Annotated in this window: 25 protein-coding genes; 13 read left to right on the top strand and 12 right to left on the bottom strand. The window is 76.3% G+C overall.

Annotation, left to right across the window (positions count from 1 at the left end; genetic code table 11):
• Positions 1 to 100: 100 nt before the first annotated feature.
• Positions 101 to 445: an Rv2175c family DNA-binding protein gene (locus O7600_RS09840; protein WP_281594113.1), complete on the top strand. Its 345-nt coding sequence runs from the start codon at positions 101 to 103 to the stop codon at positions 443 to 445.
• Positions 446 to 539: 94 nt separating this feature from the next.
• On the opposite strand, the gene O7600_RS09835 is transcribed toward O7600_RS09840, so the two are convergent.
• Together O7600_RS09835 and O7600_RS09830 are read right to left on the bottom strand one after the other, a co-directional pair.
• Entirely contained in the window at positions 540 to 1,622 is a 1,083-nt protein-coding gene (locus O7600_RS09835; protein ID WP_281593329.1) for a polyprenyl synthetase family protein, read from the bottom strand.
• Between the two features lie 9 nt (positions 1,623 to 1,631).
• Positions 1,632 to 3,080, bottom strand: coding sequence for a helix-turn-helix transcriptional regulator (locus tag O7600_RS09830; RefSeq protein WP_281593328.1), 1,449 nt, complete (start codon positions 3,078 to 3,080; stop codon positions 1,632 to 1,634).
• 224 nt (positions 3,081 to 3,304) lie between these two features.
• Here O7600_RS09830 and metF point away from each other — a divergent pair, with 224 nt between their 5' ends.
• The gene (gene metF / locus O7600_RS09825; protein ID WP_281593327.1) at positions 3,305 to 4,222 is read left to right on the top strand and encodes a methylenetetrahydrofolate reductase [NAD(P)H]; all 918 of its coding nucleotides are present in this window, start codon (positions 3,305 to 3,307) and stop codon (positions 4,220 to 4,222) included.
• Positions 4,223 to 4,266: 44 nt separating this feature from the next.
• A complete protein-coding gene (locus O7600_RS09820) occupies positions 4,267 to 4,956 on the top strand; it encodes a CDP-alcohol phosphatidyltransferase family protein (RefSeq protein WP_098746681.1) in 690 nt (229 codons plus the stop codon).
• Positions 4,957 to 5,063: 107 nt separating this feature from the next.
• Here O7600_RS09820 and crtI read toward each other — a convergent pair whose 3' ends face one another.
• The 10 genes from crtI to O7600_RS09770 all read right to left on the bottom strand — a co-directional run bounded on the left by crtI (position 5,064) and on the right by O7600_RS09770 (position 14,112).
• Positions 5,064 to 6,551 (bottom strand): phytoene desaturase family protein, encoded by a 1,488-nt coding sequence (gene crtI / locus O7600_RS09815; protein ID WP_281593326.1) that lies wholly within the window; start codon positions 6,549 to 6,551, stop codon positions 5,064 to 5,066.
• Between the two features lie 12 nt (positions 6,552 to 6,563).
• The gene (locus O7600_RS09810) at positions 6,564 to 7,691 is read right to left on the bottom strand and encodes a glycosyltransferase family 2 protein (RefSeq protein WP_281593325.1); all 1,128 of its coding nucleotides are present in this window, start codon (positions 7,689 to 7,691) and stop codon (positions 6,564 to 6,566) included.
• Positions 7,688 to 8,539 carry a carotenoid biosynthesis protein gene (locus O7600_RS09805; RefSeq protein ID WP_281593324.1) on the bottom strand — a complete coding sequence of 284 codons (852 nt, stop codon included), beginning with the start codon at positions 8,537 to 8,539 and terminating at the stop codon, positions 7,688 to 7,690. The genes O7600_RS09810 and O7600_RS09805 overlap by 4 nt, the downstream gene beginning before the upstream one ends.
• A gap of 56 nt (positions 8,540 to 8,595) precedes the next feature.
• Positions 8,596 to 9,150 carry a GNAT family N-acetyltransferase gene (locus tag O7600_RS09800; protein WP_281593323.1) on the bottom strand — a complete coding sequence of 185 codons (555 nt, stop codon included), beginning with the start codon at positions 9,148 to 9,150 and terminating at the stop codon, positions 8,596 to 8,598.
• Entirely contained in the window at positions 9,147 to 9,878 is a 732-nt protein-coding gene (locus O7600_RS09795) for a monooxygenase (RefSeq protein ID WP_281593322.1), read from the bottom strand. Before O7600_RS09795 ends, O7600_RS09800 begins: the two co-directional genes overlap by 4 nt.
• A complete protein-coding gene (locus O7600_RS09790) occupies positions 9,875 to 10,363 on the bottom strand; it encodes a YbaK/EbsC family protein (protein WP_281593321.1) in 489 nt (162 codons plus the stop codon). The genes O7600_RS09795 and O7600_RS09790 overlap by 4 nt, the downstream gene beginning before the upstream one ends.
• A 221-nt stretch (positions 10,364 to 10,584) precedes the next feature.
• Positions 10,585 to 11,313, bottom strand: coding sequence for a TetR/AcrR family transcriptional regulator C-terminal domain-containing protein (locus tag O7600_RS09785; RefSeq protein WP_281593320.1), 729 nt, complete (start codon positions 11,311 to 11,313; stop codon positions 10,585 to 10,587).
• 26 nt (positions 11,314 to 11,339) lie between these two features.
• Positions 11,340 to 12,194: an FAD:protein FMN transferase gene (locus O7600_RS09780; protein ID WP_281593319.1), complete on the bottom strand. Its 855-nt coding sequence runs from the start codon at positions 12,192 to 12,194 to the stop codon at positions 11,340 to 11,342.
• Positions 12,191 to 12,694 (bottom strand): FMN-binding protein, encoded by a 504-nt coding sequence (locus O7600_RS09775; protein ID WP_281593318.1) that lies wholly within the window; start codon positions 12,692 to 12,694, stop codon positions 12,191 to 12,193. The genes O7600_RS09780 and O7600_RS09775 overlap by 4 nt, the downstream gene beginning before the upstream one ends.
• 20 nt (positions 12,695 to 12,714) lie before the next feature.
• Entirely contained in the window at positions 12,715 to 14,112 is a 1,398-nt protein-coding gene (locus tag O7600_RS09770; RefSeq protein ID WP_281593317.1) for a ferredoxin reductase family protein, read from the bottom strand.
• A 524-nt stretch (positions 14,113 to 14,636) separates the two neighbouring features.
• Here O7600_RS09770 and O7600_RS09765 point away from each other — a divergent pair.
• From O7600_RS09765 to O7600_RS09720, 10 genes are all read left to right on the top strand, one after another.
• Positions 14,637 to 15,140, top strand: a complete 504-nt coding sequence (locus O7600_RS09765) for an SAV_6107 family HEPN domain-containing protein (protein ID WP_281593316.1) — start codon at positions 14,637 to 14,639, stop codon at positions 15,138 to 15,140.
• A gap of 138 nt (positions 15,141 to 15,278) precedes the next feature.
• On the top strand, positions 15,279 to 16,022 hold the full coding sequence (locus O7600_RS09760) for a hypothetical protein (protein ID WP_281593315.1): 744 nt from the start codon (positions 15,279 to 15,281) through the stop codon (positions 16,020 to 16,022).
• The gene (locus tag O7600_RS09755; protein WP_281593314.1) at positions 16,019 to 17,746 is read left to right on the top strand and encodes a DNA polymerase Y family protein; all 1,728 of its coding nucleotides are present in this window, start codon (positions 16,019 to 16,021) and stop codon (positions 17,744 to 17,746) included. The genes O7600_RS09760 and O7600_RS09755 overlap by 4 nt, the downstream gene beginning before the upstream one ends.
• A 120-nt stretch (positions 17,747 to 17,866) precedes the next feature.
• Positions 17,867 to 21,232, top strand: coding sequence for an error-prone DNA polymerase (locus tag O7600_RS09750; RefSeq protein ID WP_281593313.1), 3,366 nt, complete (start codon positions 17,867 to 17,869; stop codon positions 21,230 to 21,232).
• Between the two features lie 99 nt (positions 21,233 to 21,331).
• On the top strand, positions 21,332 to 21,511 hold the full coding sequence (locus O7600_RS09745) for a hypothetical protein (protein WP_091573261.1): 180 nt from the start codon (positions 21,332 to 21,334) through the stop codon (positions 21,509 to 21,511).
• A gap of 33 nt (positions 21,512 to 21,544) precedes the next feature.
• A complete protein-coding gene (locus O7600_RS09740) occupies positions 21,545 to 22,294 on the top strand; it encodes a methyltransferase domain-containing protein (RefSeq protein ID WP_281593312.1) in 750 nt (249 codons plus the stop codon).
• Positions 22,291 to 23,442 carry a nucleotide pyrophosphatase/phosphodiesterase family protein gene (locus tag O7600_RS09735; RefSeq protein ID WP_098748029.1) on the top strand — a complete coding sequence of 384 codons (1,152 nt, stop codon included), beginning with the start codon at positions 22,291 to 22,293 and terminating at the stop codon, positions 23,440 to 23,442. The genes O7600_RS09740 and O7600_RS09735 overlap by 4 nt, the downstream gene beginning before the upstream one ends.
• A gap of 39 nt (positions 23,443 to 23,481) precedes the next feature.
• Positions 23,482 to 24,741, top strand: a complete 1,260-nt coding sequence (locus tag O7600_RS09730) for a DNA polymerase IV (RefSeq protein WP_281593311.1) — start codon at positions 23,482 to 23,484, stop codon at positions 24,739 to 24,741.
• A gap of 115 nt (positions 24,742 to 24,856) precedes the next feature.
• On the top strand, positions 24,857 to 25,255 hold the full coding sequence (locus O7600_RS09725) for a DUF3040 domain-containing protein (RefSeq protein WP_091573265.1): 399 nt from the start codon (positions 24,857 to 24,859) through the stop codon (positions 25,253 to 25,255).
• A 496-nt stretch (positions 25,256 to 25,751) separates the two neighbouring features.
• On the top strand, positions 25,752 to 26,798 hold the full coding sequence (locus O7600_RS09720) for an IS30 family transposase (protein WP_281588100.1): 1,047 nt from the start codon (positions 25,752 to 25,754) through the stop codon (positions 26,796 to 26,798).
• Positions 26,799 to 26,834: the final 36 nt, after the last annotated feature.

The raw sequence follows: 26,834 nt of genomic DNA, 5'->3' as shown, positions 1-26,834 counted from the left end.
CGCTGCCGCTCCGGGTCCGGGGTGCCGTGCAGCCGGTCGGGTGGGCACGTGGCAGGGTGGTCGGGTGACCGATTCCGTACCCACCGAGACGGGCGCCGACCTGCCCGGACCGACCGACCCGGCCGGCTGGCTGTCGCTGCCGGACGTGGCCGAGCGCCTCGACCTGTCGATCAGCAAGGTGCACCAGATGATCCGCGACCGTGAGCTGCTCGCGGTCCGCCGCGACGGTGTCCGCCGGATCCCCGCCGACCTGGTGGCCAACCGCACCGTGCTCAAGCACCTGCCCGGCGTGCTCAACCTGCTCGCCGACGCCGGATACGACGACGAGGAGGCGTTGCGCTGGCTCTACCGGGAGGACCCGTCCCTGCCCGGCACGCCGGCCGTCGCGCTCGGCGGCGACCTGGCCCGCGAGGTCAAGCGTCGCGCCCAGGCCGTCGCCTTCTGACCCGCCCTGGGTTCCCGCCCTTCGATCATGAGGTAGACGGCACGATCGGAGATCAACTCCGCCGTCAACTTCATGATCGACGGGGTGGGGTGGGTCAGTCGGTGCGGCGGGTGGCGGCCATGGCCAGGTCGACCAGGGCCTGCCGGGCCTCGGTGTCGAGGTCGACGGTGGTGAGCGCGGCCAGGGCGCCCTCGGTCAGGCCGGCGATCCGGTGCTCGGTGCGCGCCAACGCGCCGCTCGACGTGATCAGCTCGCGCAGCCGGGCCACCCCGGCGGCGTCCAGATCCGGCGCGCCCAGACCGCTCAGGAGCAGCTCCCGGCCGGTCGGGTCGAGCGTCTCCAACGCCGCCGCCACCAGGTAGGTGCGCTTGCCCTCACGCAGGTCGTCGCCGGCCGGCTTGCCGGTGCGCTCCGGGTCGCCGAAGACACCCAGCACGTCGTCGCGGAGCTGGAACGCCTCGCCCAGCGGCAGCCCGTACGCCGAGTAGGCCGCGTGCACCTCGGCCGGCGCGCCGGCCAGCGCGGCGCCCAGCAGCAGCGGGCGCTCGACCGTGTACTTCGCCGACTTGTACCGGGCCACCTTGCCGGCCCGCTCCAGCGACGTGTCGCCGGTGGCCTGGGTCAGCACGTCCAGGTACTGCCCGACGGTCACCTCGGTGCGCATCTCGTCGAAGACCGGCCGGGCCCGCGCCACGGTCGTCGGCGCCAGGCCGGCCGAGTGCAGCAACTCGTCAGACCAGACCAGGCAGAGGTCGCCCAGCAGGATCGCCGCGGCGTCGCCGAACGAGTCGGCGTCGCCGCCCCAGCCCGCCGCCCGGTGGCGCGCGGCGAACCGCCGGTGCACCGCCGGCTCACCCCTGCGGGTGTCGGAACGGTCCATCAGGTCATCGTGGATCAGGGCGCTGGCCTGCACGAACTCCAGCGCGGCCAGGGCGGCCACGACCTGGTCGGAGTCGACCCCGCCGGCGCCCCGATAGCCCCAGTAGCCGAAGGCCGGGCGCAGTCGCTTCCCGCCACCCAGCACGAACGCCTCGATCGCCTCGGCGACCGGCAGCAGGCCGTCGTCGACGGCGGTCAGCCAGCCACGCTGGCCGGAGAGGAACTCGGTGAGCGCCTTGTCGATCCGTTGGCGCAGGCCGGCGCGGTCGACCGGGGAGACGGGAGCAGCGTGGGTCACGCCCCGACGCTAGTCGCTCCCGACCGGTCGTGGCGCGCCCCCACCCCGGCGTGCCGCGCGACGCGCCGGATGCGCCCGTCGCGCCCGCGCCTCCCCGGACCAGCCGGGGGCCGGCCCGGGGAGGTAGGGGCGGGCGGACGCGGTCAGCCCCGCGTAGCGCCGGGCGGCCGGTTCGGACGGGTGGGCGGCCAGGGCGCGGCGGAACTCGGTGAGCTGGCCGACGGCCCGGTGCGAGCCGGAGCGGACGGCGTCGAGCAGCGCCGCCGAGGCCACCTCGCACGCCTCGGGCACCTCACCGAGTCGCAGGTGCGCCTGGGCCAGCCAGCTGCCGTAGACGGCGGCCCGGCGCGGCCGGCCCGGGACCGTCGCCGCCCGGGCCAGCAACGCGACGGCGCGCGCCGGCCGGCCCGAGGCGACCAGGGTCCGCCCGGTCATCGCCGCCAACTCGGCGTCGTCGAGCCAGTAGAGCCAGGCCGGTTCCCGGCCCGGCTCCGGCGCACCGGCCGCGGTCGCGCCGGCGAGCGCCCGGTCGGCGGCGCGGTGCCGGCCGGCGAGCGCCGCCGCGAGCGCCACCCGGTGCAGCAGCAGGGCCCGTAGGCCCGCTGAGGCGGTGGCGCGGCCGGCGGCGTACCCGATCCGGGCCAACGTGAGCGCGCCGGCCGGATCGCCGGCGTCGGCCAGCAGGTGGCTGGCGGACCCGAGCACGTACGCGGCGAGCGGCCGGTCCCCGGCGGCCAGGGCGGCGCGCAGCGCCAGCCGGTAGGCCACCAGACCCGCGGCCGGGTCACCGGCGTCGGCGGCCAGCCATCCGGCCAGCTGGGCCGACTCGGCCAGGACCGGCAGCAGCCGGCGGCGGCCGGCGGGCCCGGCGAGCCGGTAGCCACGTGCGGCGCGGCGCAGCCGGCGGGCGCCGAGCACGGCGAGGTCACCCCCGCCGAGCAGGTCGTCCCAGCGCCGCAGCGCGGCCAGCCCGACCCCGTCCGGCGCGGCGCGGGGACGGGCGCCGCCCGGCAGCGCGTCCGGACCCTCGGGCGCGGTCGGGGAGACTCCGGCCACCGGGTCGTCGCGGAGCAGCGCGTCGCCGAGCGGCCCGGCCGACGTGCCGCCGGTCGGGTCGGCGGCCCAGCGGTGCGCCAGGGTGAGCAACGCGAACCGGGCACGCGACCCGGCCCGGTCGACCGCCGCCGGCGCCACGCCGAGGCGGCGGCTGCGCGCGGCGGCCCCGGCGATCAGCTCGCCGGGCACCCCCAGGACGGTGGCCAGCCACGCGGACCAGAAGTCACCGGGGAGGCGGACCTGGCGTTCCCACCGGGACACCTCGTGGCGGGTCAGGGTGGGCACGCCGGAGGCGGCGCAGAGCTCGGCGGCGACCCGCTGCTGACTCCAGCCGCGGGCGGACCGCAGCTCGGCCAGGAGCGGCCCGAGCAGGCGGGGGCCGGACGGCGAAGACGGGATCATCGGGTCCTCCGGGGCGGCGGCGCGGGACGGCGACACGGACACCGGTCGTGCCGGACCGGCGCGTCACCGTCGTGGCGACCCCCGACGCGGGCCCCCGGGCCGGCCACCGGCCGCCCCACCGCGCTGCCGTCGTTTCTACCCCCGGGGTACGACGCTCCGGCGGGGCCTGTTCGCGGGCTGGGAACATCCTCGGCGCGCCCGCCCGGTCCGGCTAGAGTCGGTCCGTGGCGCTCGGTCTTCCCTCGGTCCTCCCCAACTCCCAGCCGGCGATCGGGGAGCTGATCCGTGACGGCCGGCCGACCTTCTCCTTCGAGTTCTTCCCGCCGAAGACGCCGGCCGGCGAGAGGCTGCTCTGGCAGGCCATCCGCGAGCTGGAGTCGTTGCGCCCGTCGTTCGTCTCGATCACCTACGGCGCCGGCGGCTCGACCCGGGACACCACGGTCGCGGTGACCGAGCGGATCGCCACCGAGACCACGCTGCTGCCGATGGCGCACCTCACCGCGGTCAACCACTCGGTCGCCGAGCTGCGGCACGTCATCGGCCGGCTGGCCTCGGTCGGGGTGCGCAACGTGCTGGCCGTGCGGGGCGACCCGCCCGGCGACCCGGGTGGCGAGTGGGTCCCGCACCCCGAGGGCGTCCACTACGCCGAGGACCTGGTCCGGCTGGTCCGCGACAGCGGCGACTTCAGCGTCGGGGTGGCCGCCTTCCCGTACAAGCACCCGCGCTCGCCGGACGTGGCCAGCGACACCGCGCACTTCGTCCGCAAGTGCCGGGCCGGCGCCGAGTTCGCCGTCACCCAGATGTTCTTCGACGCCGACGACTACCTGCGGCTGCGCGACCGGGTCGCCGCCGCCGGCTGCGACACTCCGATCCTCGCCGGGGTGATGCCGGTGACCCAGATCGGCACCATCGAGCGGTCGGTGCAGCTCTCCGGGGCGCCGTTCCCCCGGGCGCTGGCCGAACGGTTCGAGCGGGTGGCCGACGACCCCGCGGCGGTCCACCGGCTCGGCGTCGAGCAGGCCGGCGAGATGTGCGCCCGGCTGCTGGACGAGGGCGTTCCGGGCATCCACTTCATCACCCTCAACCGGTCGACCGCCACCCGCGAGGTCTGGCAGCGGCTGCGTGCCGACGCCCGGGTGTGACCACCCGCCGGACGACACCCGCGCCGCCCTTCTACGGTTGATCCGTGGTGGGCACACAGCTGAACTGGGACCAGTACGCGACCGCGTGGGCGCGGCTGCACGGCGGGTTCGATCCCCGGACCGCGGCGCCGGTGGTGCGCGCCTGGCTGCGCTTCGCCTACCACGTGGGCTACGTGCTGGGCCGGCTGCGGGTCGGCCCGACCGCGGTGACCGTGTTCGGCGTGCTGCTCTGCTTCTGCGTACCCCTGCTGGTGGGCCGGGTCGGCGACGGACCGTTCCTGGGTTCGCTGTTCGTGCTGCTCGCCGCGGTGGCGGACAGCGTCGACGGCGCCGTGGCGGTGGCCACCAACCGGACCACCCGGCTGGGCTACGTCTACGACTCGGTCGCCGACCGGCTCGGCGAGGTGGCCTGGCTGATCGCGTTCTGGCTGCTCGGCGCGCCCGGCGCGCTGGTCGCGGCGGCCGGCGGACTGTCCTGGCTGCACGAGTACGTGCGGGCCCGGGCCGTGTCCGCCGGGATGCGGGAGATCGGCGCGGTGACCGTGGGGGAGCGGCCCACGCGGGTCTGTGTGGCCCTGGTCGGCCTGCTGGTGGCCGGGCTCACCGGGCTGATCGACGCCGACCTGACCGCCGGCACCATCACCATGGCGACCACGGTGTGGGTGCTGCTCGCCGGGTTCGGCCTCGGCCAGCTGCTCGCCGCCGTGCGTCGCGCCCTGGTCGACGCCGGCTGACCGGCCGCGCGGGCGCAGGCGCGCGGCGGGTGCGTCGCGTGGGGTGGGTGTTAACAAGGGGCCCTTCCTCTACCGGAGGCGTTAAGAAGGGGCCCTTCCTTACACCCTCACCAGGCCGGGCCGACCGCCTCGGCGACGATCTCCGCGGACAGCGTGACCATGGGCAGCCCGCCGCCCGGGTGGCTGGAGCCGCCGACCAGCCACAGCCCGGCCGCCGGACCCCGGTTGGCCGGGCGCAGCAGGCCGCCCGCGGTGCCGTAGATCGCCCCGCCCGGCGCGCCGGTGGCCGCGTCCAGGTCGGCCGGGGTGCGGATCTCCCGGAACACCAGCCGGTCCCGCACGTCCACGCCGCGTTCGGCGAGCACGTCGAGGATCCGGTCCGCGTACGCCTCGGCCAGGCCCGGCCGCCGCCAGTCCACGGCGCTCGCGGCGGTGCCGTGCCGGGGCGCGTTGACCAGCACGAACCACGCCTCGTGGCCGTCCGGTCGGACCGTCGGGTCGTCGGCGGCGGTGACGAAGACGGTCGGGTCGGGCGCCGGACGGGCCCGCACGCCGCGACCGGGGTCGCCGAAGACGGCGTCGAACTCGGCGTCGTAGTCGCCGGGGAAGAAGACGGTGTGGTGGGCCAGCCCGGAGTCGCCGCGGACGCCGAGCAGCAGCACGAAGCCGGCCAGGCTGCGGTCGGTGAGCGCGGCCAGCCGGCGCGGGTCGGGCAGCAGGTCCCGGTAGACGGTGAGCGCGTCCACGTTGGCCACCACCACGTCGGCCGGAACGGGGGCGGCCGACCCGGCGACGCGCACCCCGTGCACCCGGCCGCCGGCGGCGTCGATCCGGGTGACCGCGGCGTCGGTACGCACCACCACGCCCAGGTCCAGGCAGCGCGACAGCAGCGCGTCGGCGAGCGTGCCCAGCCCGCCGCGCAGGTACCAGCCGCCGTACGCCAGCTCCGCGTAGGGGACGGCGACCAGCGCGGCGGGCGCGCGGCGCGGGTCGGCGCCGGTGTAGGTGGCGTAGCGGTCGAGCAGCATCCGCAGTCGCGGGTCGGACAGGTACCTGCGGCCCAGGCCGCGCAGCGTGCGGCCGGGGCCGATGGCGGCGAGGTCGCCCAGCCGCCAGGCCAGCGCGGCCAGGTCGCGCGGGGAGTCGACGGTGCGGCGCAGGATGTCCCGGTGCGAGGCCGCCCACACCCGGTCGGCCCGGCGCCACAGCCGCTGCCAGTCGGCGGCGGACCGGTCGCCGAACGCGGCGCCGACGCGGGCGGCGAACTCGACCGGGTCGGCGCAGGAGTCCAGCGTGGGACCGCCGCCCGGGAAGACGTGCCGCACGATCGGGTCCAGCGGGACCAGGTCGAGGTATTCGTCGAGCTTCGCGCCGGTCGCCTCGAACAGGTCGGAGAAGACCTGCGGCAGGGTGACCAGGCTCGGCCCGGTGTCGAAGCGCCACGCCCCCTCCGGGGTGTGGTGGGTGTGGCGGCCGAGCTTGCCGCCGACCGTGCCGGCCCGTTCGAGGACGGTGACCTCGTGCCCGGTGACCGCGAGCCGGGCGGCGGCGGCGAGACCGCCCACGCCGGCGCCGATGACCACGATGCGCGCCATGACGTGCCCCTCCTAGGTGACCGGGCGACCCCGCCAGGTGAGCCGGTGTCGCTTCCGCAGATGGTACGACCGGACGGTCAGCCAACCGAGGACCACGACCGACACGGGGTGCGCCAGCGCGTCGGGCCAGGCCCGGCCGCCGGTGGCGCGGGCGCTGACCACGCGCCCCGCGACGCCGCCCAGGTAGGCCAGGAACGCCACCGCGGCCACCGCCGGCGCGCCGGCCACCAGCGCCGCCACGGTCAGCAGCGGGGGCGCCGTGTAGAGCAGGAGCAGCAGGGTCAGCACGGCGGCCGCGCCGGCCGGGTGCCCGAACGACGCCCAGAGCGACTTGGTGTAGCCGTCACGCAGCTGCGGCCAGTCGTCGTACATCCGGCAGGAGGCCAGCCGGGAGCCGTCGGCCAGCGCGATCCGGCCGCCGGCCCGCTTCACCGCCCGGGCCAGCTCGATGTCCTCCAACACCTTGTCGGCCACCGCCGCGTGCCCGCCGGCCCGCAGGTAGCCGGCCCGGTCCACGACCAGGAACTGCCCGCCCGCGGCGGCCAGCGAGGGCCGCCGCGAGCGTTCCATCGCGCGCAGCGGCAGGAACGTCAGCCACAACCACTGCAGCAACGGCTGCACCAGCCGGTCGGCCGCGGTCCGCACCACGATCCGGGGGTACGGCGACAGCAGCGTCGCACCCGCCGCGCGTAGCTCGGCCACCGCCGCCGCGACCGCGTACGGGGTGAGCACCACGTCGGCGTCGACGAACGCCAGCACCGTCGGTTCCGGGTCGGCCCGGGTGGCGAGCTGCCAGCAGGCGTGCGGCTTGCCCAGCCAGCCGGGCGGTGGGGCGACGCCGCTGAGCAGCGTCACCCGGGGATCGGCGCCGGCCACCGCGCGGACCACGTCGGCGGTGCCGTCGGTCGAGCCGTCGTCGAGCACCACGATCCGCAGCCCCGGCACCCCGCGCTGGGCGAGCAGCGCGCGCAGGCAGGGGGTGACCCGGCCGGCCTCGTCGCGCAGCGGCAGCAGCACCGCCACCGCCTCGGCGACCTCCACCGGGGCGGCGCCCGGGCGGCGCAGCCAGGCGAGCGCGTTGACGAGCGTGTGCCCGGTGAGCGCGGCGACCGCCACCACCACCGCGAGGGCGGCGGTCATGCCGGCGCGTCGACGCGCGGCGTGGGATCCGGCGCGGTGGCCCGGTCCCGGCGGCCCCGCCACAGCGCCACCGCCAGCGGCACCGCGGCCACCGCCATGCCGGCCGCGCCCCAGAGCGCGGACGCGGGCAGCCGGAGGAAGACCGCGTGCGCCAGCACGCTGGAGGCGTACGTCCAGAGGTAGAGCGCGAACATCGGGGCGTCCCGGCCGTCGACCCGGTCGACGGACGGCCCGGCGAGCGGGCGCAGCGCGGCGGCCAACAGGACCGCGAAGCCCAGCCAGCCGAGGTAGTTGCTGACCGGGATGCCGGGCAGCCCGGGCAGCGCCGGGGTGGCGTCGAGCCAGGTCCAGTAGCCCTCGGCCACCATCTGCGGGTCGAGGAACAGATCCCACGCGGCCAGCCCCACCGCCGCGAGCGCGACCCGCGCAAGGAGGGGCCCCTTCTTAACGCCTCCGGTAGAGGAAGGGCCCCCTTTTAACACCTGGGTGAGCCGGACCGCGGTGAGCCACGCCGGCCAGGCCATCCACGTCCAGGCCAGCGGGATGATCAGCGGCACGCCGGCCAGCTTCGGGCCCAGCTCGCCGGAATAGTCGTAGCTGCCGAACGGGAACCCGGTGGCCACGCCGAGCGCCTCGACGGCGAACCCGCCGCCGGTGGCGACCGCGACCAGCGCGGCCGCGGCCCGGGCGCCCCGGGTGAGCAGCGCGTGGCCGACGGAGAGCAGCCAGCCGAGCACCACGGTGGCCACGGTCAGCCCGGCTCGGGTCGCGCCGCCGGTGAGCGGGTAGCAGATCTGGGCGAGGACCAGGACGGCCAGCAGCGCCCAGGGCAGACGTACGCCTCTCACCGTGTCGCCTTTCGTTCGCGACTGCGGGGCTCGCAGGCCCGGCTCACTCCTCGCGCTCACGGCTGGTCCGGCGGGGGGAGCGGCAGGTCCCGGCCGAGCACGCCGAACGGCCGCTCGTCACCGGGGAAGTGGAAGTGCCGCAGGACGTCGGTGAAGCCGAACCGGCGGTAGAGCTGCCAGGCCCGGGACGTCTGCTCGTCGGCCTCGGGGGTGGAGAGGAGCGTGGTGTCGCCCTCGGCCATGGCGAGCAGCGCGCGCAGCTGGCGGGCACCCAGGCCGTGCCCCTGCGCGGGTGGGCGGACGTGCAGCTCGACCACCTCGAACGGATGGGTCAGCCAGCGCTGCCGGGCCGGCGGGGTCAACGCCCGCAGCACCTGGTCGTGCCACCACTGGCCGCTGGCGCCGAGGTAGCCGTACCCGAAGCCGGCCAGGTGTCCCTCGGTGGTCAGGCTGGCGACGGCGCGGAAGCCGGGCCGGCGGACGTGGGTGGCGATGTAGCCGCGCCGGGCCTCCAGCAGGTCGGGGCGGTAGCCCATCGCCTCGCCGTAGACGGCCACCACGTCGTCCAGACGCCGGACCAGGTCGTCCGGCGTCCACCGCACCAGCCTCATGCGTTCCCTCTCGCCGAGTCGGGGTCGCCCTCGGCGGCGACCCAGCCGAGCACCTCACGGTCGCCGACCACGTCGCCCACCGCGAACCGCGCGAACAGTTCCTCCGCGTACCAGCCCTCGGTGGGCGTGCGGGTGATCGCGGCGCGGTGCTCGGGGGAACGGTACGCGAACGCGACCAGGTCCGCCGGGTCGCGCCACACGCTCACCGTGCCCTGCCAGCCCAGCGGCGCCTCGCCCACGCCGAACCGGGCGAGCAGCCCGGGCGCGGCGTGCAGCGCGCCGGCGACCGGCGGGATCGCCCGCCAGAACGTGGCCGCCCGCCGGGCCCGCAGCCGGGCCCGGGTCAGCGCCAGCACCGGCCCGGTGACCCGGCCGCCGGCCGGCGCGCCGAACGGCTCCCGGCCGGACCACTGGCCCCGGCTGGTCAGCGGGCGCAGCTCCACCCGCACCGCGGCGCTCGCGATCCTGGCCCAGGACCGGGCGACCGGGGAGGAGTCGAAGCCGGCCGCGTCGGCGGGGGAGTCCCACACCACCAGCGCGGCCCAGCGGGTCAGGTCGGCGTCGCCCGGCCCGAAGCCGGTGCCGGTCCCGGTGCCGAGCAGCTTGGCGAAGCGGACGCCGGGCAGCCGGCGCAGCCGGGCCGGGTGGGTGGCCATCCGGGCCAGCGCCCCGGGCACGGACCGGCGGGGGACGCGCCACACGTGCAGCGTGACGAGGTCGGGGTTCACGCCACCTCGGCCGGGGTGCCGGCGGTGATCCGCAGCAGTTCCGCGTACGTGGTGGGGAACACCGCCTGGGGCACGCCGCCGGCCGCCCATACCTCGTCGTATCCGGCCAGGGCCGTGTCGACCAGGGTGCGCAACGGTCCGGGGTGGCCGACCGGGGCGACCCCGCCGATCACCTGGCCGGTGTGCCGCCGGACGAAGTCGGGGCTGGCCCGGCGCAGGTGGGTCACGCCCAGCGTGGCGGCCAGCCCGGCGGTGTCGACCCGGTGCGCGCCGGAGGTGAGCACCAGCAGCGGCGTGTCGTCCGCGTCGAAGATCAGCGAGTTGGCGATGGCGCCGACGGCGACGCCGAGCGCGTCGGCCGCCGCGGCGGCGGTGTGCACCGCCTCCGGCAGCAGGCGGACGCGGCTCGGGCCGCCGGAGCCGTCGCGCGCTCCCGCGTCGTCGAGCGCCCGCTGCACCGCCTGCACGTTCGGGTGTGGCTGCATGCCGCCATTCTCCCCGCCGCGCCCGCCCGGCGCGCAGCCACCCACGCCGCGTCCCGCCGGCCCGGCTACCGGAACCGGTCGGTGAGCCCGGTCAGCTTGGCGACGTACGCGGCCAGTCGTGGTCCCGGGGGAGGCTGGTGTTCCCCTGCTGCCAACCGATCGCCCCGTCGTGCTGCTCGCGCATGCGTGTCAGTCTGCCGCCCCCGGACGATCCGGTGGGGTCACGGCGGGTCGCCGCCGGTGGCGCGGGCGGCGACGAACGCGGCGATGCCGTCGAGGATGCGGGCCAGGCCGAAGTCGAGGGTGTCGTGGTCGGCCGGGCCGTCCGGGCCGGGGCGCAGTGCGGCGTCCAGCGCCGGGTAGCGCTCCTCGCGGCCCCGCACCAGCGTGCCGAACGCCGCCTCCCGGCCGGACCCGGGCGGCAGGCCGGCCAGGTTGCGGGCGTGCCCGACCAGCAGCGTCGCCACGTCCAGCCGCTCGGTCGCGGTGAGCCCCGTCCCGGCGAGCGCGGCGACGACCCGTTCCACCCAGGACAGTTCGTGCGGTCCGGGCAGCCGGGCGCCCACGGCCGCCGCCTGCGTCCACGGGTGCCGGCGGAACCGATCGACCAGCCGCCGGGTCCAGTCGTCGAGCTGACCGCGCCAGTCGGCCCCGGCCGGCGCCGGAGCGGGTTCGCCCAGCGCCGCGTCCAGCATCAGCGCGACCAGCTCCGCCCGTCCGGGCACGTAGCGGTAGAGCGCCATCTTGGTGACGTCGAGCGACTCGGCGACCCGCTGCATGGTGAGCCCGTCCAGCCCGTCCGCGTCGGCGACGGCGATGCCGGCGTGGGCCACGGCGGCCGGCGAGAGAGTGGGGCGGGGACCCCGCCGGGGGCCGGCGGGCGCGCCCCAGAGCAGCTCGAAGAGCCGCTTCTTGTCGACCTCGCCGGCCCGCACGGATCGCTCTCCCACCTCGCCGGACGGCGCCGGTCCGCCCGCTACGCCGACGATACGGCCACCTGCGCTCCGGACCCGGCCCGGCCCGGCCCGCGTCGGGCCGGGAAACGGGCCCCGGGCCAGCCCGGGGTGACCCGGACCCGGCCGGTGGCGTCCACCAGCAGGGCCGCGTACCCGTCCAGGGTGGCCAGCCAGTCCGGCGCGTCCGGGCCGCGGGCGACCGCCGCGGTCGCGTACACGTCGGCCCAGAGCAGGTCGGGGCCGACCACGGTGACCGACCGGACGGCCCCGGCCGGTCGCCCGGCGCGGGGGTCGGTGATGTGCGCGCCGCGCCGGGCGGTGCCGGAGGTGGCCACCGCGCCGTCGGCCCGCTCGACCACGTCGAGCATCCGGTCCGGCCGGTCGGGGTCCTCGACGCCGATCCGCCAGGGGGGCCGGCCCGGCGCGGCCCGCAGCAGCACGTCGCCGCCCGCGTTGAGGCACAGGTCGTGCCCCGCCAGGTCGGTCAGGTGCCGCGCGGCGCGCGCCACCGCCCAGCCCTTGACCAGCCCGGACGGGTCGAAGCCCACGCCGCCGAGGGGCAGCGGCAGGCGACGGGCGTCGAACCACCCGCCGGTACGCGCGCGGGCGGTCTCGCAGAGCGCGGCCACCTCGCGCAGCAGCGGGTGCGTGGTGGTGGCCGGGTCGGGCGGCGCGCCGCCGAGGCGACCCAGCTCGCTGTCCGGCCGGTACGTGCTGAACACCGCGTCGGCCCGGCGCAGCTCGGCGAAGACCCGGGCCACCCGCTCCGTTACCGCCTCGGTGCGTACCGCCGGACCGCGCAGGTGGACGCTGACCGGCAGCCCCATCACCTGTTCCACCCAGGCGCGCCGGTCCGGCCCGGCCGGCGTGGTCACCGCAGGTGCGCCGCGTCGATGGCGGACTGGAGCGACTCCCGGTAGCCGTCGCTGGTGACGGTGGCCCCGGAGACGGTGTCGATCCGCGCGCTCTGCGCCGCCAGGGCCTCCTGCCGCAGGATCGGCACCGCGTAGTCGTTGATCTCCTGGTCCCGGTGGTTGCCGTCGGGCACCTGGACGGCGGCCACGTCGGTGATCTTCCCGCCGGAGACGGTGATCCGCACCTGCACCGGCCCCCACCGGGTCTGCGCCACCGAGCCGGTGGCCGTGCCGCCGCCGGTCGTGCCGCTGCCGGTCGTGCCGCTGCCGCCGGTCGCGGCGCCGTCGGACGGGGCCGAGCCGGTGGCGCCGCCGTCCGTGCCGCTCCACGCGCCGCCGGCCGGGTCGCCGCCGGCGACCGCGCTGGTCTCCCCACCCGCCCCCATGGTGCTGGTCCGGTAGCTGAACAGCAGCACCAGCGCGGCCACGGTGGACAACAACCAGATGGTGATCCGTCGCACGGATCCTCCCTTCGCGCCCGTCACCAGGCGAAGCGTTCGTGATGGACGTGCGCGTCGGGCACCCCGGCCGCGCGGGTCGCGGCGCGGACGGCGTCGACCCAGCCGTCCGGGCCGCAGAGGAAGACGTCGTGTCCGGCCACGTCGGGGGAGAGCCGGCGCAGCGCCTCGGCGTCGGAGAGCCCCTCGGCGTACGCCGGCAGCCAGGACGGCCGTGCCGCCCGGGGACCGACCAGGCGGTGCACCACCAGCCCGCGCTCGGTGACGAGCCGGTCCAGCTCGGCGGAGAAGACCAGGTCCTGCGGGGTACGCGCGCGGTGGACGAGCACCGCCTCGCCCGGCGCGTACGGCAGTTCCCAGAGCAGCGCCAGCAACGGGGTGAGCCCGACACCGCAGGCCAGCAGCGTGATCCCGGCGCCCCGCCAGTGCTGGCCGGTGAGTCGCCCGTACGGCCCCTCGATCAGCACCCGGGTGCCGGGGCGCAGGGCGGCCACCCGGGCGCTGCCGTCACCCAGGTCCTTGACCGTGATCCGGAGCAGGTCCCCCCGCGGCGGCGCGGACAGCGAGTACGGGTGGGCCCGGGACCAGCCGGGTCCGTCCAGGAACCGCCAGAGCAGGAACTGTCCGGCCCGTACCGGCAGCCGGTGCAGGTCCCGCCCGCGCAGCCAGACCGAGGTGATCCCGGGCGCCTCGGCGACCACCGCGGCCACCTCGATCCGGTGGCGCAGCGAGCGCCAGGCGGGCAGGCCGAGCCGCCAGAGGAGCACGCTGGCCAGCGCCAGCAGGTAGACCGTCCACCAGTAGGCGCGGGCGAGCGGCGAGGCGAGGAAGTCGGCGCCGGTCCAGAGCTGGTGCGGCAGCGCCAGCGCGACGCCCAGGTAGGCGTAGAGGTGCAGCAGGTGCCAGGACTCGTAGCGCAGCCGCCGCCGGGCCGCGCGGACCGAGGTCACCACCACCAGCACCAGCAGCGCCAGCGCCGCGGTGGCCAACAGCATCCCCGGGTACGTGAGGACCAGGTCCCCGGTCTCGGCGAGCACCCCCCGGCGGGCGGTGCCGGCGTAGCCGAGGACGGTCAGCAGCACGTGCGCCAGCAGCAGGTGGAACGAGGCGAAGCCGGCGAGCCGGTGCCAGCGGGCGATCCGGTCCTGACCGAAGCGGCGCTCCAGCAGCGGCACCCGGGCCATCAGCACCACCTGGACCAGCATCAGGTCGGCGCTGACCAGACCGGCGAGCCGGCCGAGCGAGGTGAGCCCGGTGGCCACGCCGGCCAGCAGCTCCTGCACGCCGCCCTCGGCGGTCCAGAGGGCGGCGACGACCAGCAGGCTGAGCGCCGCGAGGGCGCCGGCGACGTCGGCCCACCAGGCGGGGGCGGTCGGCAGCGGGCGGCGCGGGGCCCGCCGGTCGGCCACGGCGGCGGTCACCGGAGGGTCTTCTCGGTACGGCTGACGCTCATGGGGTAAACCCTGGGCCGGCGAGTTCCGGTTCTCCTTTGCCGCTGCTGTGCCCCGGCTGGGAATCCGGCGGGGTGCCGGCATGTCCCCGGCGCGTCACACGTTGCGTTTTCGTCGGTGGGGAGGTGTACTGTCAGGGTAGTTAGAACGAGTGTTCGATTCCGACCCCCGGGTCGCACACCTCGTTCCACGGCTCCGGAGACGGTGTTTCGCGGCACCGGCCTCCGGAAGGTGCGGCTCCGCGGGCCGCACCGGGCCTCGGACAGTCGCGAGTCCGGGCCCGACAGGCAGGTCGTCGCCCGCCGCCCACGACCCCCGGGCGGCGGGCGACGGACCCGCCGGTACGCCGGCCGGGTGTGGGTGTGGGGAAGCGTCCACACCCGGCCGGCCGCCACCTGAGGTGCGTCTTCCTCCGCACCGACCGCTCCGGGCGACCGGGCGACGGCTCCTCGTCGCGCGACCGCCCGCCCCGGCCACACGCGGAGGAGAGACCCATGCCGACCAGTCCGGCCCAGGCGCCCACGGTGCCCGCGCACGTGTTGCCGCACCGCACCCCCGCCCAGCTGCTCGTGGTGGCGCGCGAAGGGCTGGCCGAGGCCGTCCGCACCCGCCCCGACGGCCTCCGCTACGCCGCCGCCCACCTCGCGGCGCTGCGCGCCGCCGCCGCGGTGCTCGCCGCCCGGGCCCGCCCCGCGCCCACCCGGCGCAACCGGATCACCAGCGTCTGGGTGCTGCTCGCCACCGTCGCCCCCGAGCTGGACGAGTGGGCCGCCTACTTCGCCGCCGGCGCGAGCAAGCGGGCCGCCGCCGAGGCGGGCATTCCCCGCGTGGTCACCGCCCGGGAGGCCGACGACCTGCTCCGTTCCGCCGAGCAGTTCGTGACCGTGGTGGAGACCGCACTCGGGCTGGCCCACCAACCGACGCTCGACGGCCTGCACCGGCCCCTGCGGCTCGGCGGTTCCGACGCCCCGGCGCGATCCGGGGCGGCCGCCGCCTGACGTGGCGCCCGGCCGCCATCGGCGGGACCCCGGGCGGCCGGGCGCCGCTCCCACGGCACACGCGTGCCGCGCAGCACACGATCCACAGCACCATCCGCGGGCGGGGCCCGTGGCGAAACACGACGGGGGGTTGGTCCGATGGCGGGCCGCATGGTGGTCGGCTCCGCCGCCCTGGCCGAGCTGGTCCGGCCGGCGAGCGCGCCCGACCCGGCCGGCGGCCACCGGGTGCTCCCCGTCCGGGCCGAGTTGACCGGGCTGCTGCCCAACCGGGGCCTGCGTCGTGGCAGCACCGTCGCGATCGGCGCCGGCCAGCCCCGGCACAGCGGCGCCACCTCGCTGATCCTCGCCCTGCTCGCCGAGGCGTCCCGGGCCGGCTCGTGGTGCGCCGTGGTCGGCGTACCCACCTTCGGGGCCGGTGCGGCGGCCGAGGCCGGGATCGCCCTGGACCGGCTCGCGCTGGTGCCGCACCCCGGCCCGGAGTGGCCCACCGTCGTCGCCGCGCTCATCGACGGGGTCGACGTGGTGGTCACCGCCGTGCCGACCACGGTCGCCGCCTCGGTCGCCACCCGGTTGGCCGCCCGGGCCCGGCAGCGCGGCAGCGTGCTGGTCCCGTACGGGCGGTGGGACGGCGCGGACGTGACGCTCCAGGTGGTCCGTGGGGTCTGGCAGGGGCTCGGGCCCGGCCGGGGGCGGCTGCGCCGCCGCGAGGTGACCGTCTCGGCCCGCGGCCGGGGAGCGGCCGCCCGGCCCAAGGAGATCAAGGTGTGGCTGCCCGGCGACGAGCTGACCCGGGTGATCCCCCGCGCGTCCGGGGCCGGCGTCCCGTCCGGCACCGCCCCGGCCCGTCGGCTGCGCGTGGTGGCCCCCGCGGTGGGCCGGTGAGCACCGCCCCGCCGCGGGCCCTGCTGCTCTGGTGCCCGGACTGGCCCGTCCTGGCCGCCGAGATCGTCGACGGCGTGCCGGCCACCGACCCGGTCGTGGTGCTGCACGCCAACCGGGTGGTCGCCTGCTCCGAGCGGGCCCGGGCCGAGGGGATCCGGCGCGGGCTGCGCCGGCGGGAGGCGCAGGGGCGCTGCCCGCACCTCACCGTGGTCGACCACGACCCCGGCCGGGACGCGCGGGCGTTCGAACCGGTGGTGGCCGCCGTCGAGGAGGTGGTCGCCGGGGTCGAGGTGATCCGCCCCGGCGCGTGTGTCACGGCCGCCCGGGGGCCGAGCCGCTACCTCGGCGGTGAGGAGGCGGCGGCCGAGCGGATCGTCGAGCACGTCGCCCAGAGCTGCGCGGTGGAGAGCCAGGTCGGCATCGCCGACGGGGTCTTCGCGGCCGGGCTGGCCGCCCGGGAGGGGCGCATCCTGCCCCCCGGCGGCACCCCGGAGTTCCTGGCCGGCCGGCCGGTCGAGGCGCTGGGCCGGCCCGCCCTGGCCGACCTGCTGCGCCGGCTCGGCGTCCGTACCCTCGGCGACTTCGCGGCGCTGCCCGCGGGGGACGTGCTGGCCCGGTTCGGCTTCGACGGGGCGCTGGCGCACCGGCTCGCCGCCGGCCGGGACGACCGGCCGCTCGCGGTCCGGCAGCCGCCCGTCGACCTGACCGTCACCGCCGACCACGACGAGCCGATCGAGCGGGTCGACGCCGCCGCGTTCGCCGCCCGCACGCTGGCCGAGCGGCTGCACGAGCGGCTCGCCGCATACGGCCTGGCCTGTACCCGGCTCGGCATCGAGGCGGTCACCGCGCACGGCCAGGAACTGCACCGGGTCTGGCGACACGACGGCCTGCTCACCGCCGCGGCCATCGCCGACCGGGTCCGGTGGCAACTCGACGGCTGGCTCTCCGGCAGCAACGGCCGGGGCGGGGCCCGCCCGGCCCGCCCGACCGCCGGCATCATCCGGCTGCGGCTGGTGCCGGACGGCGTGCTCGCCCAGGCCGGCCTGCAACCCGGGCTGTGGGGGGAGACAGGTGCGGAACGGGAGCGGGCGCACCGTGCGCTGAGCCGGGTGCAGGGCATCCTCGGCCCGGAGGCGGTGGTCACCGCCGTCCTCGGCGGCGGGCGCTCCCCGGCCGAGCAGGTGCGCCTGGTGCCGTGGGGCGACGAACGGGCGCCCGCCCGCCCCGGCCCTCCGCCCCTGCCGGCCCTTCCGTCGTCGGACGCCGCGCCGGGTGTGCCGCCTGTGCCGGGCGGGCCCGTGCCGGCGGTCCCGTCCTGGGCGACGGTGCGGGCCGGTTCGGGCGTGGCGGCGAGGCGGGCCGGTGGCCGGGCCGGCCGGGGTCGGGCGGTGCCCGAGCCGCCGTGGCCCGGGCGGATCCCGCCACCGTCACCGGCCGTGGTGCTGCCCACGCCGGTGCCGGCCGAGGTGCACGACGCGGCTGGCCAGCCGGTCGTGGTGAGCGCCCGGCTGGCGGTCAGCGCACCGCCGGCCCGGTTGACCGTGGGCACCGGCCGGCCGTCCGACATCTCCGGATGGGTCGGCCCGTGGCCGGTGGACGAGCGCTGGTGGGCGCCGGCCGAGGCACGCCGTCGCGCCCGGTTCCAGGTCTGCCTGGCCGACGGCACCGCCCTGCTGCTCGCGGTCGAGGGCGGGCAGTGGCTGGTGGAGGCGATCTATGACTGAGCGCTTCGCCAGCGTCTGGTGCGCGTCGCGCGGGAGGCGGAAAGATCTTGGTACGAAAGTGCCCCCGTGGGTGCCACTTCGTACCAAGATCTCGGCGAACCGGGGGCGGGGGAGCGCGGGATGAGCTTCCACAACCCGAAGATGCCCTGGTCGAAGCTGGAGCAGGTGCTCTCCGGGCGGGGCGGGGACGAGCCGGGCAGGGGCGAGCGGCACCTGCACGTGGTGGACCCGCTCGCGGTCGACGCCGACGGCGGCGACTCCCCGGCCTGGAGCCGCAAGCGCCAGGAATACCAGCCGCCGGAGTTGGACCGCCCGGACGGCGTCGTCCCCTACGCTGAGCTGCACGCGCACTCCAACTTCAGCTTCCTCGACGGGGCCAGCCACCCGGAGGAACTGGCCGAGGAGGCGGCCCGGCTGGGGCTCACCGCGCTCGCCGTCACCGACCACGACGGCTTCTACGGCGTGGTGCGCTTCGCCGAGGCGGCCCGCGCGCTGCGGCTGCCGACGGTCGTCGGCGCCGAACTGTCTCTCGGGCTGCCCGGGCCGCAGAACGGCGAGCCCGACCCGCTCGGCCGGCACCTGCTGGTGCTCGCGCACGGGCACGAGGGGTACGCCCGCCTCGCCGCCACCATCTCCCGCGCCCAGCTGCGCGGCGGGGAGAAGGGCCGCCCGGTCTACGGCGAGCTGGAGGAGATCGCCGCCGAGCTGCGCGACCACGTGCTCGTGCTCACCGGCTGCCGCAAGGGGCACGTGTCGGCCGCGCTGCTCACCGAGGGCGTCGACGCGGCGGCCCGGGAACTGGACCGGCTGACCGCGTTGTTCGGCGCGGAGACGGTGGCGGTGGAGCTGACCGACCACGGCCACCCGGTCGACGCCGACCGCAACGACGCGCTCGCCGAGCTGGCCGCCGCGGCCGGGCTGCCCACGGTCGCCACCAACAACGTGCACTACGCCACCCCGGGCCGGCGTCGGCTGGCCACCACCGTGGCCGCGGTCCGGGCCCGGCGCAGCCTCGACGAGATCGACGGCTGGTTGCCCGCCGCGGCCACCGCCCACCTGCGCAGCGGCGCGGAGATGGCGGCGCGGTTCGCCGCGTACCCCGGTGCGGTGGCGCGGGCCGCGGAGTTCGGCGCGGAACTCGCCTTCGACCTGCATCTGGTCGCGCCGCAGCTGCCGGCGTACCCGGTGCCGGCCGGGCACACCGAGATGAGCTGGCTGCGCCGGCTGACCATGGACGGCGCCCGCGAGCGCTACGGCCCGCCCGAGGCGCACCCGGAGGCGTACGCGCAGCTGGAGCACGAGCTGCGGATGATCGAAGACCTCGGCTTCCCCGGCTACTTCCTGGTGGTCTACGACATCGTCGCGTTCTGCCGCGCGCAGGACATCTACTGCCAGGGCCGGGGGTCGGCGGCCAACTCGGCGGTCTGCTACGCGCTGCGCATCACCAACGTGGACGCGGTCCGGCACCGGCTGCTGTTCGAACGGTTCCTCGCCCCGGAACGCGACGGCCCGCCCGACATCGACGTGGACATCGAGTCCGACCGCCGGGAGGAGGTGATCCAGCACGTCTACGCCCGCTACGGCCGGGAGCACACCGCCCAGGTCGCCAACGTCATCTCCTACCGGCCCCGGTCGGCGGTGCGGGACGTGGCCAAGGCGTTCGGCTTCTCGCCCGGGCAGCAGGACGCCTGGAGCAAGCAGATCGACAGGTGGGGTTCGGTCGCCGCGGTCGACGTGGCGGACATCCCGGAGCAGGTGGTCGCGTACGCCAACGAGTTGCAGACCTTCCCCCGGCACCTGGGCATCCACTCCGGCGGCATGGTGATCTGCGACCGGCCGGTGATCGAGGTCTGCCCGGTGGAGTGGGGCCGGATGCCCGGGCGCAGCGTGCTCCAGTGGGACAAGGACGACTGCGCCGCCGTCGGCCTGGTCAAGTTCGACCTGCTCGGCCTCGGCATGCTCTCCGCGCTGCACTACGGCTACGACATGATCGGGATGAGCCTGGACCTCGGCGACATGACGCTGGACGACCCCGAGGTCTACGACATGCTCTGCCGGGCCGACTCGGTCGGGGTGTTCCAGGTGGAGAGCCGGGCCCAGATGGCCACGCTGCCCCGGCTCAAGCCCCGCGAGTTCTACGACCTGGTGGTGGAGGTGGCGCTGATCCGGCCCGGCCCGATCCAGGGCGGCTCGGTGCACCCGTACATCCGGCGCAAGAACGGCCAGGAGCCGGTCACGTACGCGCACCCGCTGATGCGCAACGCGCTGGAGAAGACGCTCGGCGTGCCGCTGTTCCAGGAGCAGCTCATGCAGCTCGCCATCGACCTGGCCGGGTTCGACGCGGCCGGCGCCGACCAACTGCGCCGGGCCATGGGGGCGAAACGCTCGGTGGAGCGGATGGCGCAGATCGCCGACCGGCTCTACGCCGGGATGGCCGAGCGGGGCATCAGCGGCGAGCTGGCCGACGACGTCTACCGCAAGCTCACCGCGTTCGCCAGCTACGGCTTCCCGGAGAGCCACGCGATGAGCTTCGCCTACCTGGTCTACGCCAGCTCGTGGCTCAAGCGCTACCACCCCGGCCCGTTCCTGGCCGCGCTGCTCAACGCCCAGCCGATGGGCTTCTATTCGCCGCAGACGCTCACCGACGACGCCCGCCGGCACGGCGTCCAGGTGCGCCGGCCGGACATCAACGCCAGCGGCGCCAAGGCGGTGCTGGAGTCCACCCCGGAGACCCGGTGGGGCAGCGTGCCGGGCGAGCCGCCGCACGCCTGGGGACTGGGCGGCCCGGCGGTCCGGCTGGGGCTGGGCAGCGTCCGTACCCTCGGCGCGGACGTGGCCGAGCGGATCGAGGCGGAGCGGGCGGCGCACGGGCCGTACCGGGACATGCCGGACCTGGCCCGCCGCGTCGGTCTCACCGCCGCGCAGCTGGAGGCGCTGGCCACCGCTGATGCCTTCGCCTGTTTCGGGCTGACCCGGCGGCAGGCCCTCTGGGCCGCCGGCGCGGCGGCCCAGGACCGGCCCGGTCGGCTGCCCGGCACGGTGACCGGCGCGGACCCGCCCACGCTGCCCGGCATGGCGGACGTGGACCGGCTGGTCGCCGACGTGTGGGCCACCGGCCTGTCCCCGGAGAGCCACCCGGCCCGGTTCATCCGGGACCGGCTCGACGCGCTGGGCGCGGTGCCGATCGCCCGGCTCGGTCAGGTGCCGCCCGGGCAGCGGATCCGGGTCGGCGGGATCGTCACCCACCGGCAGCGGCCGGCGACCGCCGGCGGGGTCACGTTCCTCAACCTGGAGGACGAGACCGGCATGCTCAACGTCACGTGTTCGCCGGGGCTCTGGCAGCGCTACCGTCGAATCGCCCGCACCAGCGGCGCGCTGGTGGTGCGGGGCCGGTTGCAGCGGCACGAGGGCGTCACGAACCTCACCGCGGACCGGCTGGACGCGATCGAGCCGCCCGTCACGCCGGCGTCCCGGGATTTCCGCTGAGTGGAGTGATCCACATTACGGTTTCCCGGAGCCCGAGGCGGGAGACTCCCGGACACGGGTTGGGCAGAGTGGCCCACCCGGGTATGGGGGATGAACCAGATGACCTTTCACAGCACGTACCCCGGTGGCGTGGCCAACGCCCGACGGACCCGCCTCGGCACCGGGTGGGCGCCCACCCACGAGGTCGAGCCGCGGGAATACCAGGTGACCGAGGGGCCGGTGGCCAACGCCCAGCGCTCCCGCGCCGAGGAGGACCCGGCCGGCGGCGGCGAGTCCTGACCCGCGGGCGGGGGGTGACCGGCCGCGACGGCCGTGGTTAGGCTCGGCGACGTGGAGCAGACCCGAACCCTCACCCCCCGCACCGCCGTGATCTGGGCCGTGCTCCGGGCCGAGCTGGACCGGCGGGCCGGCGAGCGGCTCTCGGTGCTCGACGTCGGCGGCGGGACCGGCGGCTTCGCCGTCCCTCTGGCCGAGGCCGGTCACCGGGTCACCGTGGTCGACGCCAGCCCCGACGCGCTCGCCGCGCTGACCCGCCGGGCCGCCGAGGCCGGGGTCGCCGACCGGGTACGCGCCCGGCAGGGCGACGCGGACGCGCTCGCCGGGGTGGTCGAGCCCGCCTCCGTGGACCTGGTGCTCTGCCACTCCGTCCTCGAGGTCGTCGACGACCCGGAACCGGTGACGACGGCGCTGGTCGACGCGCTCCGACCGGGCGGAGCGGCCAGCGTACTGGTCGCCGGGCGGGCCGCCGCCGTGCTCGGCCGGGCGATGAACGGGCAGCTGGACAGCGCCGCCGCGCTCGCCGCCGACCCGCAGGGCACCGCCGGCGGTCGGGACAGCCTGCGCCGCCGCTACGACGCCGACGGCGCGGCCGCGCTGCTCACCGCCGCCGGGCTCGTCGTCGAGGAGATCCACGGCGTACGCGTCCTCGCCGACCTGCTGCCGGCCGCCGTGGCGGACGGTCAGCCGGCCGCCCTGGTGGAGCTGGAACGGTCCCTGGCCGGCCGGTCGCCGTACCGGGACCTAGCCGCCCAGCTGCACGTCTTCGCCCGCCGCCCGGCATGACCGGCCCTCTCGACCGGGTCGCGCCCCGCTACGGCGGCGGCAGCCTGGTCGACGTGCTGCCCAGCGCGCTCACGCTGCTCGGCGTGCCCGGCGCGGTCGACCTGCTCGACCTGACGCCCCGGCTCGCCGGGGTACGCCGCATCGCCGTGCTGCTGGTCGACGGGCTGGGCTGGCACCAGATCCCCACCGCCGCCCCGTACGCGCCCACGCTGGCCGGACTGGCCGCCACCACCGGCGTGCCGCTCACCTCCGGTTTCCCCTCCACCACCCCGACCAGCCTGGTCAGCCTCGGCACCGGCACCCCGTCCGGCGCGCACGGGGTGCTCGGCTTCACCGTCCGGGTGCCCGGCACGGACCGGGTGCTCACCCACGTCGACTGGTCCGCCGACCCCGATCCGGCCCGCTGGCAGCCGGTCCCCACCTGGTACGAGCGGGCCCGGGCCGCAGGGGTGGCGGTCACCGTGGTCAGCCGACCCGAGTTCGCCGGCAGCGGCCTCACCCTGGCCGCGAACCGGGGCGGCGACTACCGGGGCGCGACCGGCGTCGACGCGCTCGCCGCGCGGATGCTGACCGCGCTGGCCGCCGGCGCCGGGCCCACCCTGGTTTCCGGCTACCACCCCGACCTGGACCGGCACGGGCACCTGAGCGGCATCGACTCCGCGCCGTGGCGGACGGCGGCGGCCGAGGTGGACGCGCTGCTGGCCCGTCTGGTGGACGGGTTGCCGCCGGACGCCGCGCTGCTGGTCACCGCCGACCACGGCCAGCTCGACATCCCCGCCGGGCACCGGATCGACCTGGACACCGACCCCCGGCTGCGGGCCGGGGTGCGGGTGGTCGCCGGCGAGCCCCGGGTCCGCTACCTGCACGTCGAGCCGGGCGCCGAGGCCGACGTGGTGGCCACCTGGACCGGGGTGCTGGGCGGGGCGGCCGACGTGCTGACCCGGGCGGAGGCGGTGGCCACCGGCTGGTTCGGGCCGGTGCCCGAGGCGCACCTGGGCCGGATCGGCGACGTGGTGGTGGTCTGCCGGGACACGTACGCGGTGGTCGCCACCCGCTCCGAGCCGCCGGTGGTGTCGCGGCTGGTGGCGTACCACGGCGCGGACACCGCCGCGGAGATGACCGTCCCGCTGCTGGTGGTCCGGGGCTGACCGGCGACCCTGTCGGACCGGCGGGTTAGCCTGCGGGGCATGGGCCGCAGCCAGTCGTTGCCCCGGGGCGGGGATCCGCGCTTCGGGCCGGACGCCGACGACACCGGCTGCGCGATCCTGCACGTCGACATGGACGCGTTCTTCGCCTCGGTGGAGGTGCGCCGGAGCCCCGAGCTGCGCGGCCGGCCCGTGGTGGTGGGTGGCGTCGGCCCGCGCGGGGTGGTCAGCTCCGCCAGCTACGAGGCCCGCCGCTACGGCGTCCGCAGCGCCATGCCCACCGCCCGGGCCCGGGCGCTCTGCCCGCACGCGGTCTACCTGCCGCCCGACTTCACCGCCTACTCGACGGCGTCCCGCGCGGTGATGCGGATCTTCCGCGACGTCACGCCGCTGGTCGAGCCGCTCTCGCTGGACGAGGCGTTCCTCGACGTGACCGGCGCCCGGCGGTTGTTCGGTCCGCCGGCCGCCATCGCCGGCCTGATCCGTCGCCGGGTCGCCGAGGAGCAGCACCTGACCTGCTCGGTCGGCGTGGCGTCGAGCAAGTTCGTGGCCAAGCTCGGCTCCACCCGGGCCAAGCCGGACGGGCTGCTCGTGGTGCCCGCCGCCCAGGTGCTGGAGTTCCTGCACCCGCTGCCGGTGTCCGCGCTGTGGGGCGTGGGGGAGCGCTCGGCCGAGGCGCTGCACCGGCTCGGCCTGCGCACCGTGCGCGACCTGGCCGAGGCGCCGGCCGGTCTGCTGCGTCGGGCGGTGGGTGAGGCGTCCGCCGCACACCTGCACGAGCTGGCCTGGGGGCGGGATCCGCGCCGGGTCTCCCCGGAGCAGGTGGAGAAGTCGATCGGCGCCGAGGTCACGTTCGACACCGACGTCACCGACCCGACGGAGATCCGGCGATCCCTGCTCGCCCTCGCCGACAAGGCCGGCGCCCGGCTGCGCGCGGCCGGCCAGGTGGGCCGCACGGTGTCGCTGAAGGTCCGGTTCGCCGACTTCCGCACGATCAGCCGTTCCCGCACCCTCGCCGTGCCCACCGACACCGCCCGGGAGATGTTCGACACGGCCTGGGCGCTCTGGGGCGCCCTCGCCCCGGGTGAGCCGGTCCGACTGGTCGGCGTCCGGATGGAGGGGCTCGCCGCGGCCGAGGAGACGCCGCAGCAGCTCACGCTGGGCGCGCCGGAGCGCGGCTGGCGGGAGGCGGAGGCGGCGGCCGACGCGGCGGCCGCCCGATTCGGGCGGTCCGTCATAGGTCCGGCCAGTCTTCTCGGCAGGCGGGATCCGCGACGAGTCGAAAAACCGACCCGGCCGTAGGTCGTCCCGCTTTCCGACGCGCGAGGGCCCTCGTAGACTTGCGGGTAAGCAGCCGGTTGGCTGCCACGGTCTGTCGGCCCGCCCGGGCCGACCAACGTGACCGGGGAGGAGTGCCGTGCCGCTCTCGGAGCACGAGCAGCGGCTGTTCGAGCAGATCGAGCGGTCGCTTGCCGAGGACCCCAAGTTCGCCTCGGCCGTGCGCGCCAGCGACCCGCGTTTCCACGCGCGGCGTCGCGTGCTCGTCGCTGCCGGCGTGGTCGTCGCTGGTCTGGCCCTGTTGATCTACGGTGCCGTGATCAAGATTCCCGCGGTGGCCGTGGCGGGTTTCGTCGTCATGCTGGCCTCGTTGATCTTCGCGGCGCAGTCGCACCGCAGATCCCAGTCACCCGACCTGCACGTGGTGGGTGGCACGACGAGCCGGCGTCGTCCCCGTGGCCGCAGCGCCGGTCGCCGGGGCTCCTTCCTCGACCGGATGGAGGACCGCTGGCGGCAGCGCCCGGAGGGCCACCGCTGATCCCGTCCCGCCCCTGACCTCGGGGGCGGGTCGTAGCGGCGACTCGCCGACCCGCCGGCGAGCGCGCTTTCTTCACCATGGCCGCAGTCCGGGCCGTGCCGCGTCTGCTTGCCGGCAGGCGCCGTGTCTGCTTGCGTTCTGACGAGATTGCTCGCACTGCGCTTGCTCGCACTGCGCTTGCCTGCGCCGCTATTCGCCAGGCCACGTCGTGCCCGCTGCCGTGCCCGCCGAGCGTCGTCCTCGGGTCGATCCCGCACCCCTTGACCGCCACGCCGGTCCTTTCGCTGCACCCGCCACTTTCGCCAGTCCAACCGGAAGACCGTCGCTGCGGCTCATCCGACACGTTCGCCACGTGCCTCCCACCCTTTCGCGGTCCCCTGCCGGCGCCCATATCCGGGATCGCGAGATCGATCTTCCACCTCGTAGGAACGACGAAGATCTTGGAACGAAAGCGCCCCTCCAGGCGGGTTCAACCGGTGGTTGCAACACCCTTCGGATGATCTTCGTTGGGGTGGTTGTGGCGTCGAGGTTGAGCCCGCTGGAGCGGGAGCAGATTGGGTTGGGTCGGGCGGCTGGTGAGTCGTTGCGGTCGATCGCGCGTCGGTTGGGGCGGGCGGTGTCGACTGTCTCGCGGGAGGTGGGCCGGTTCGAGCGTTACGGGCAGCGGTATCAGCCGTCGATGGCGCAGTGGGCGTCGTTTCTGCGGCATAACCGCGCCAAGCGTGTGCCGCGGCTAGCTGTTGACGGGCTGTTGCGTCAGACGGTGCTGGATATGCTGCGTCGACGTCGTTCGCCGCAGCAGATCGCCGCTCGGCTGCGGCTGGAGTACCCGCTGCGGCCGGAGATGCATGTGTCGCACGAGACGATCTATCAGGCGATCTACCTGCAGGCGCGGGGGAATCTGCGTGCCGAGTTGTCCCGTCAGGTGGCCCTGCGGTCTGGGCGGGCGGCGCGTCGGCGCCGGCCGGTGGCCGCGGCGGCGGTTCGCTCCGTGCGGCCGTGGCTCGGGTTGAACATCAGCGCCCGACCCGCTGAGGTCGCCGATCGGGCGGTGCCCGGGCATTGGGAGGGCGACCTGCTCGAGGGAGTACGTCGGGGTGGACGCGGTGGTTCCGCGATCGCGACCCTGGTGGAACGTGCTACCCGGTTCGTGATCCTGGTCGGGCTGCCCGAGGGCAAGGTGTCCGAACACGTCGTGTCTCAGCTGGCTGCGGCGATGACCTGGCTACCGCAGCGGTTGCGGGCCTCGTTGACCTGGGACCAGGGCACAGAGATGGCCCGGCACCGCGACTTCACCATCGCCACCGACTGCCCGGTCTACTTCTGCGACCCACACAGCCCCTGGCAACGCGGCAGCAACGAGAACACCAACGGCTTACTACGCCAGTACTTCCCCAAAGGCCAGTTCGACTTCACCACCATCGACCAAACCGGCCTCAACGCCATCGCCGACGAACTCAACGACCGCCCCCGCATGACCCTGGGCTGGGCCACCCCCGGTGAGAAGATGACCCAGCTACTAGGTGTTGCAACCACCGATTGAGTCCGCCCCAGGGGCCGTTCCGTACCAAGATCTCGC

Source organism: Micromonospora sp. WMMA1998 (assembly GCF_027497375.1).
GTDB lineage: Bacteria > Actinomycetota > Actinomycetes > Mycobacteriales > Micromonosporaceae > Micromonospora > Micromonospora sediminicola.
This window is presented reverse-complemented; position numbering and strand designations above follow the sequence as displayed.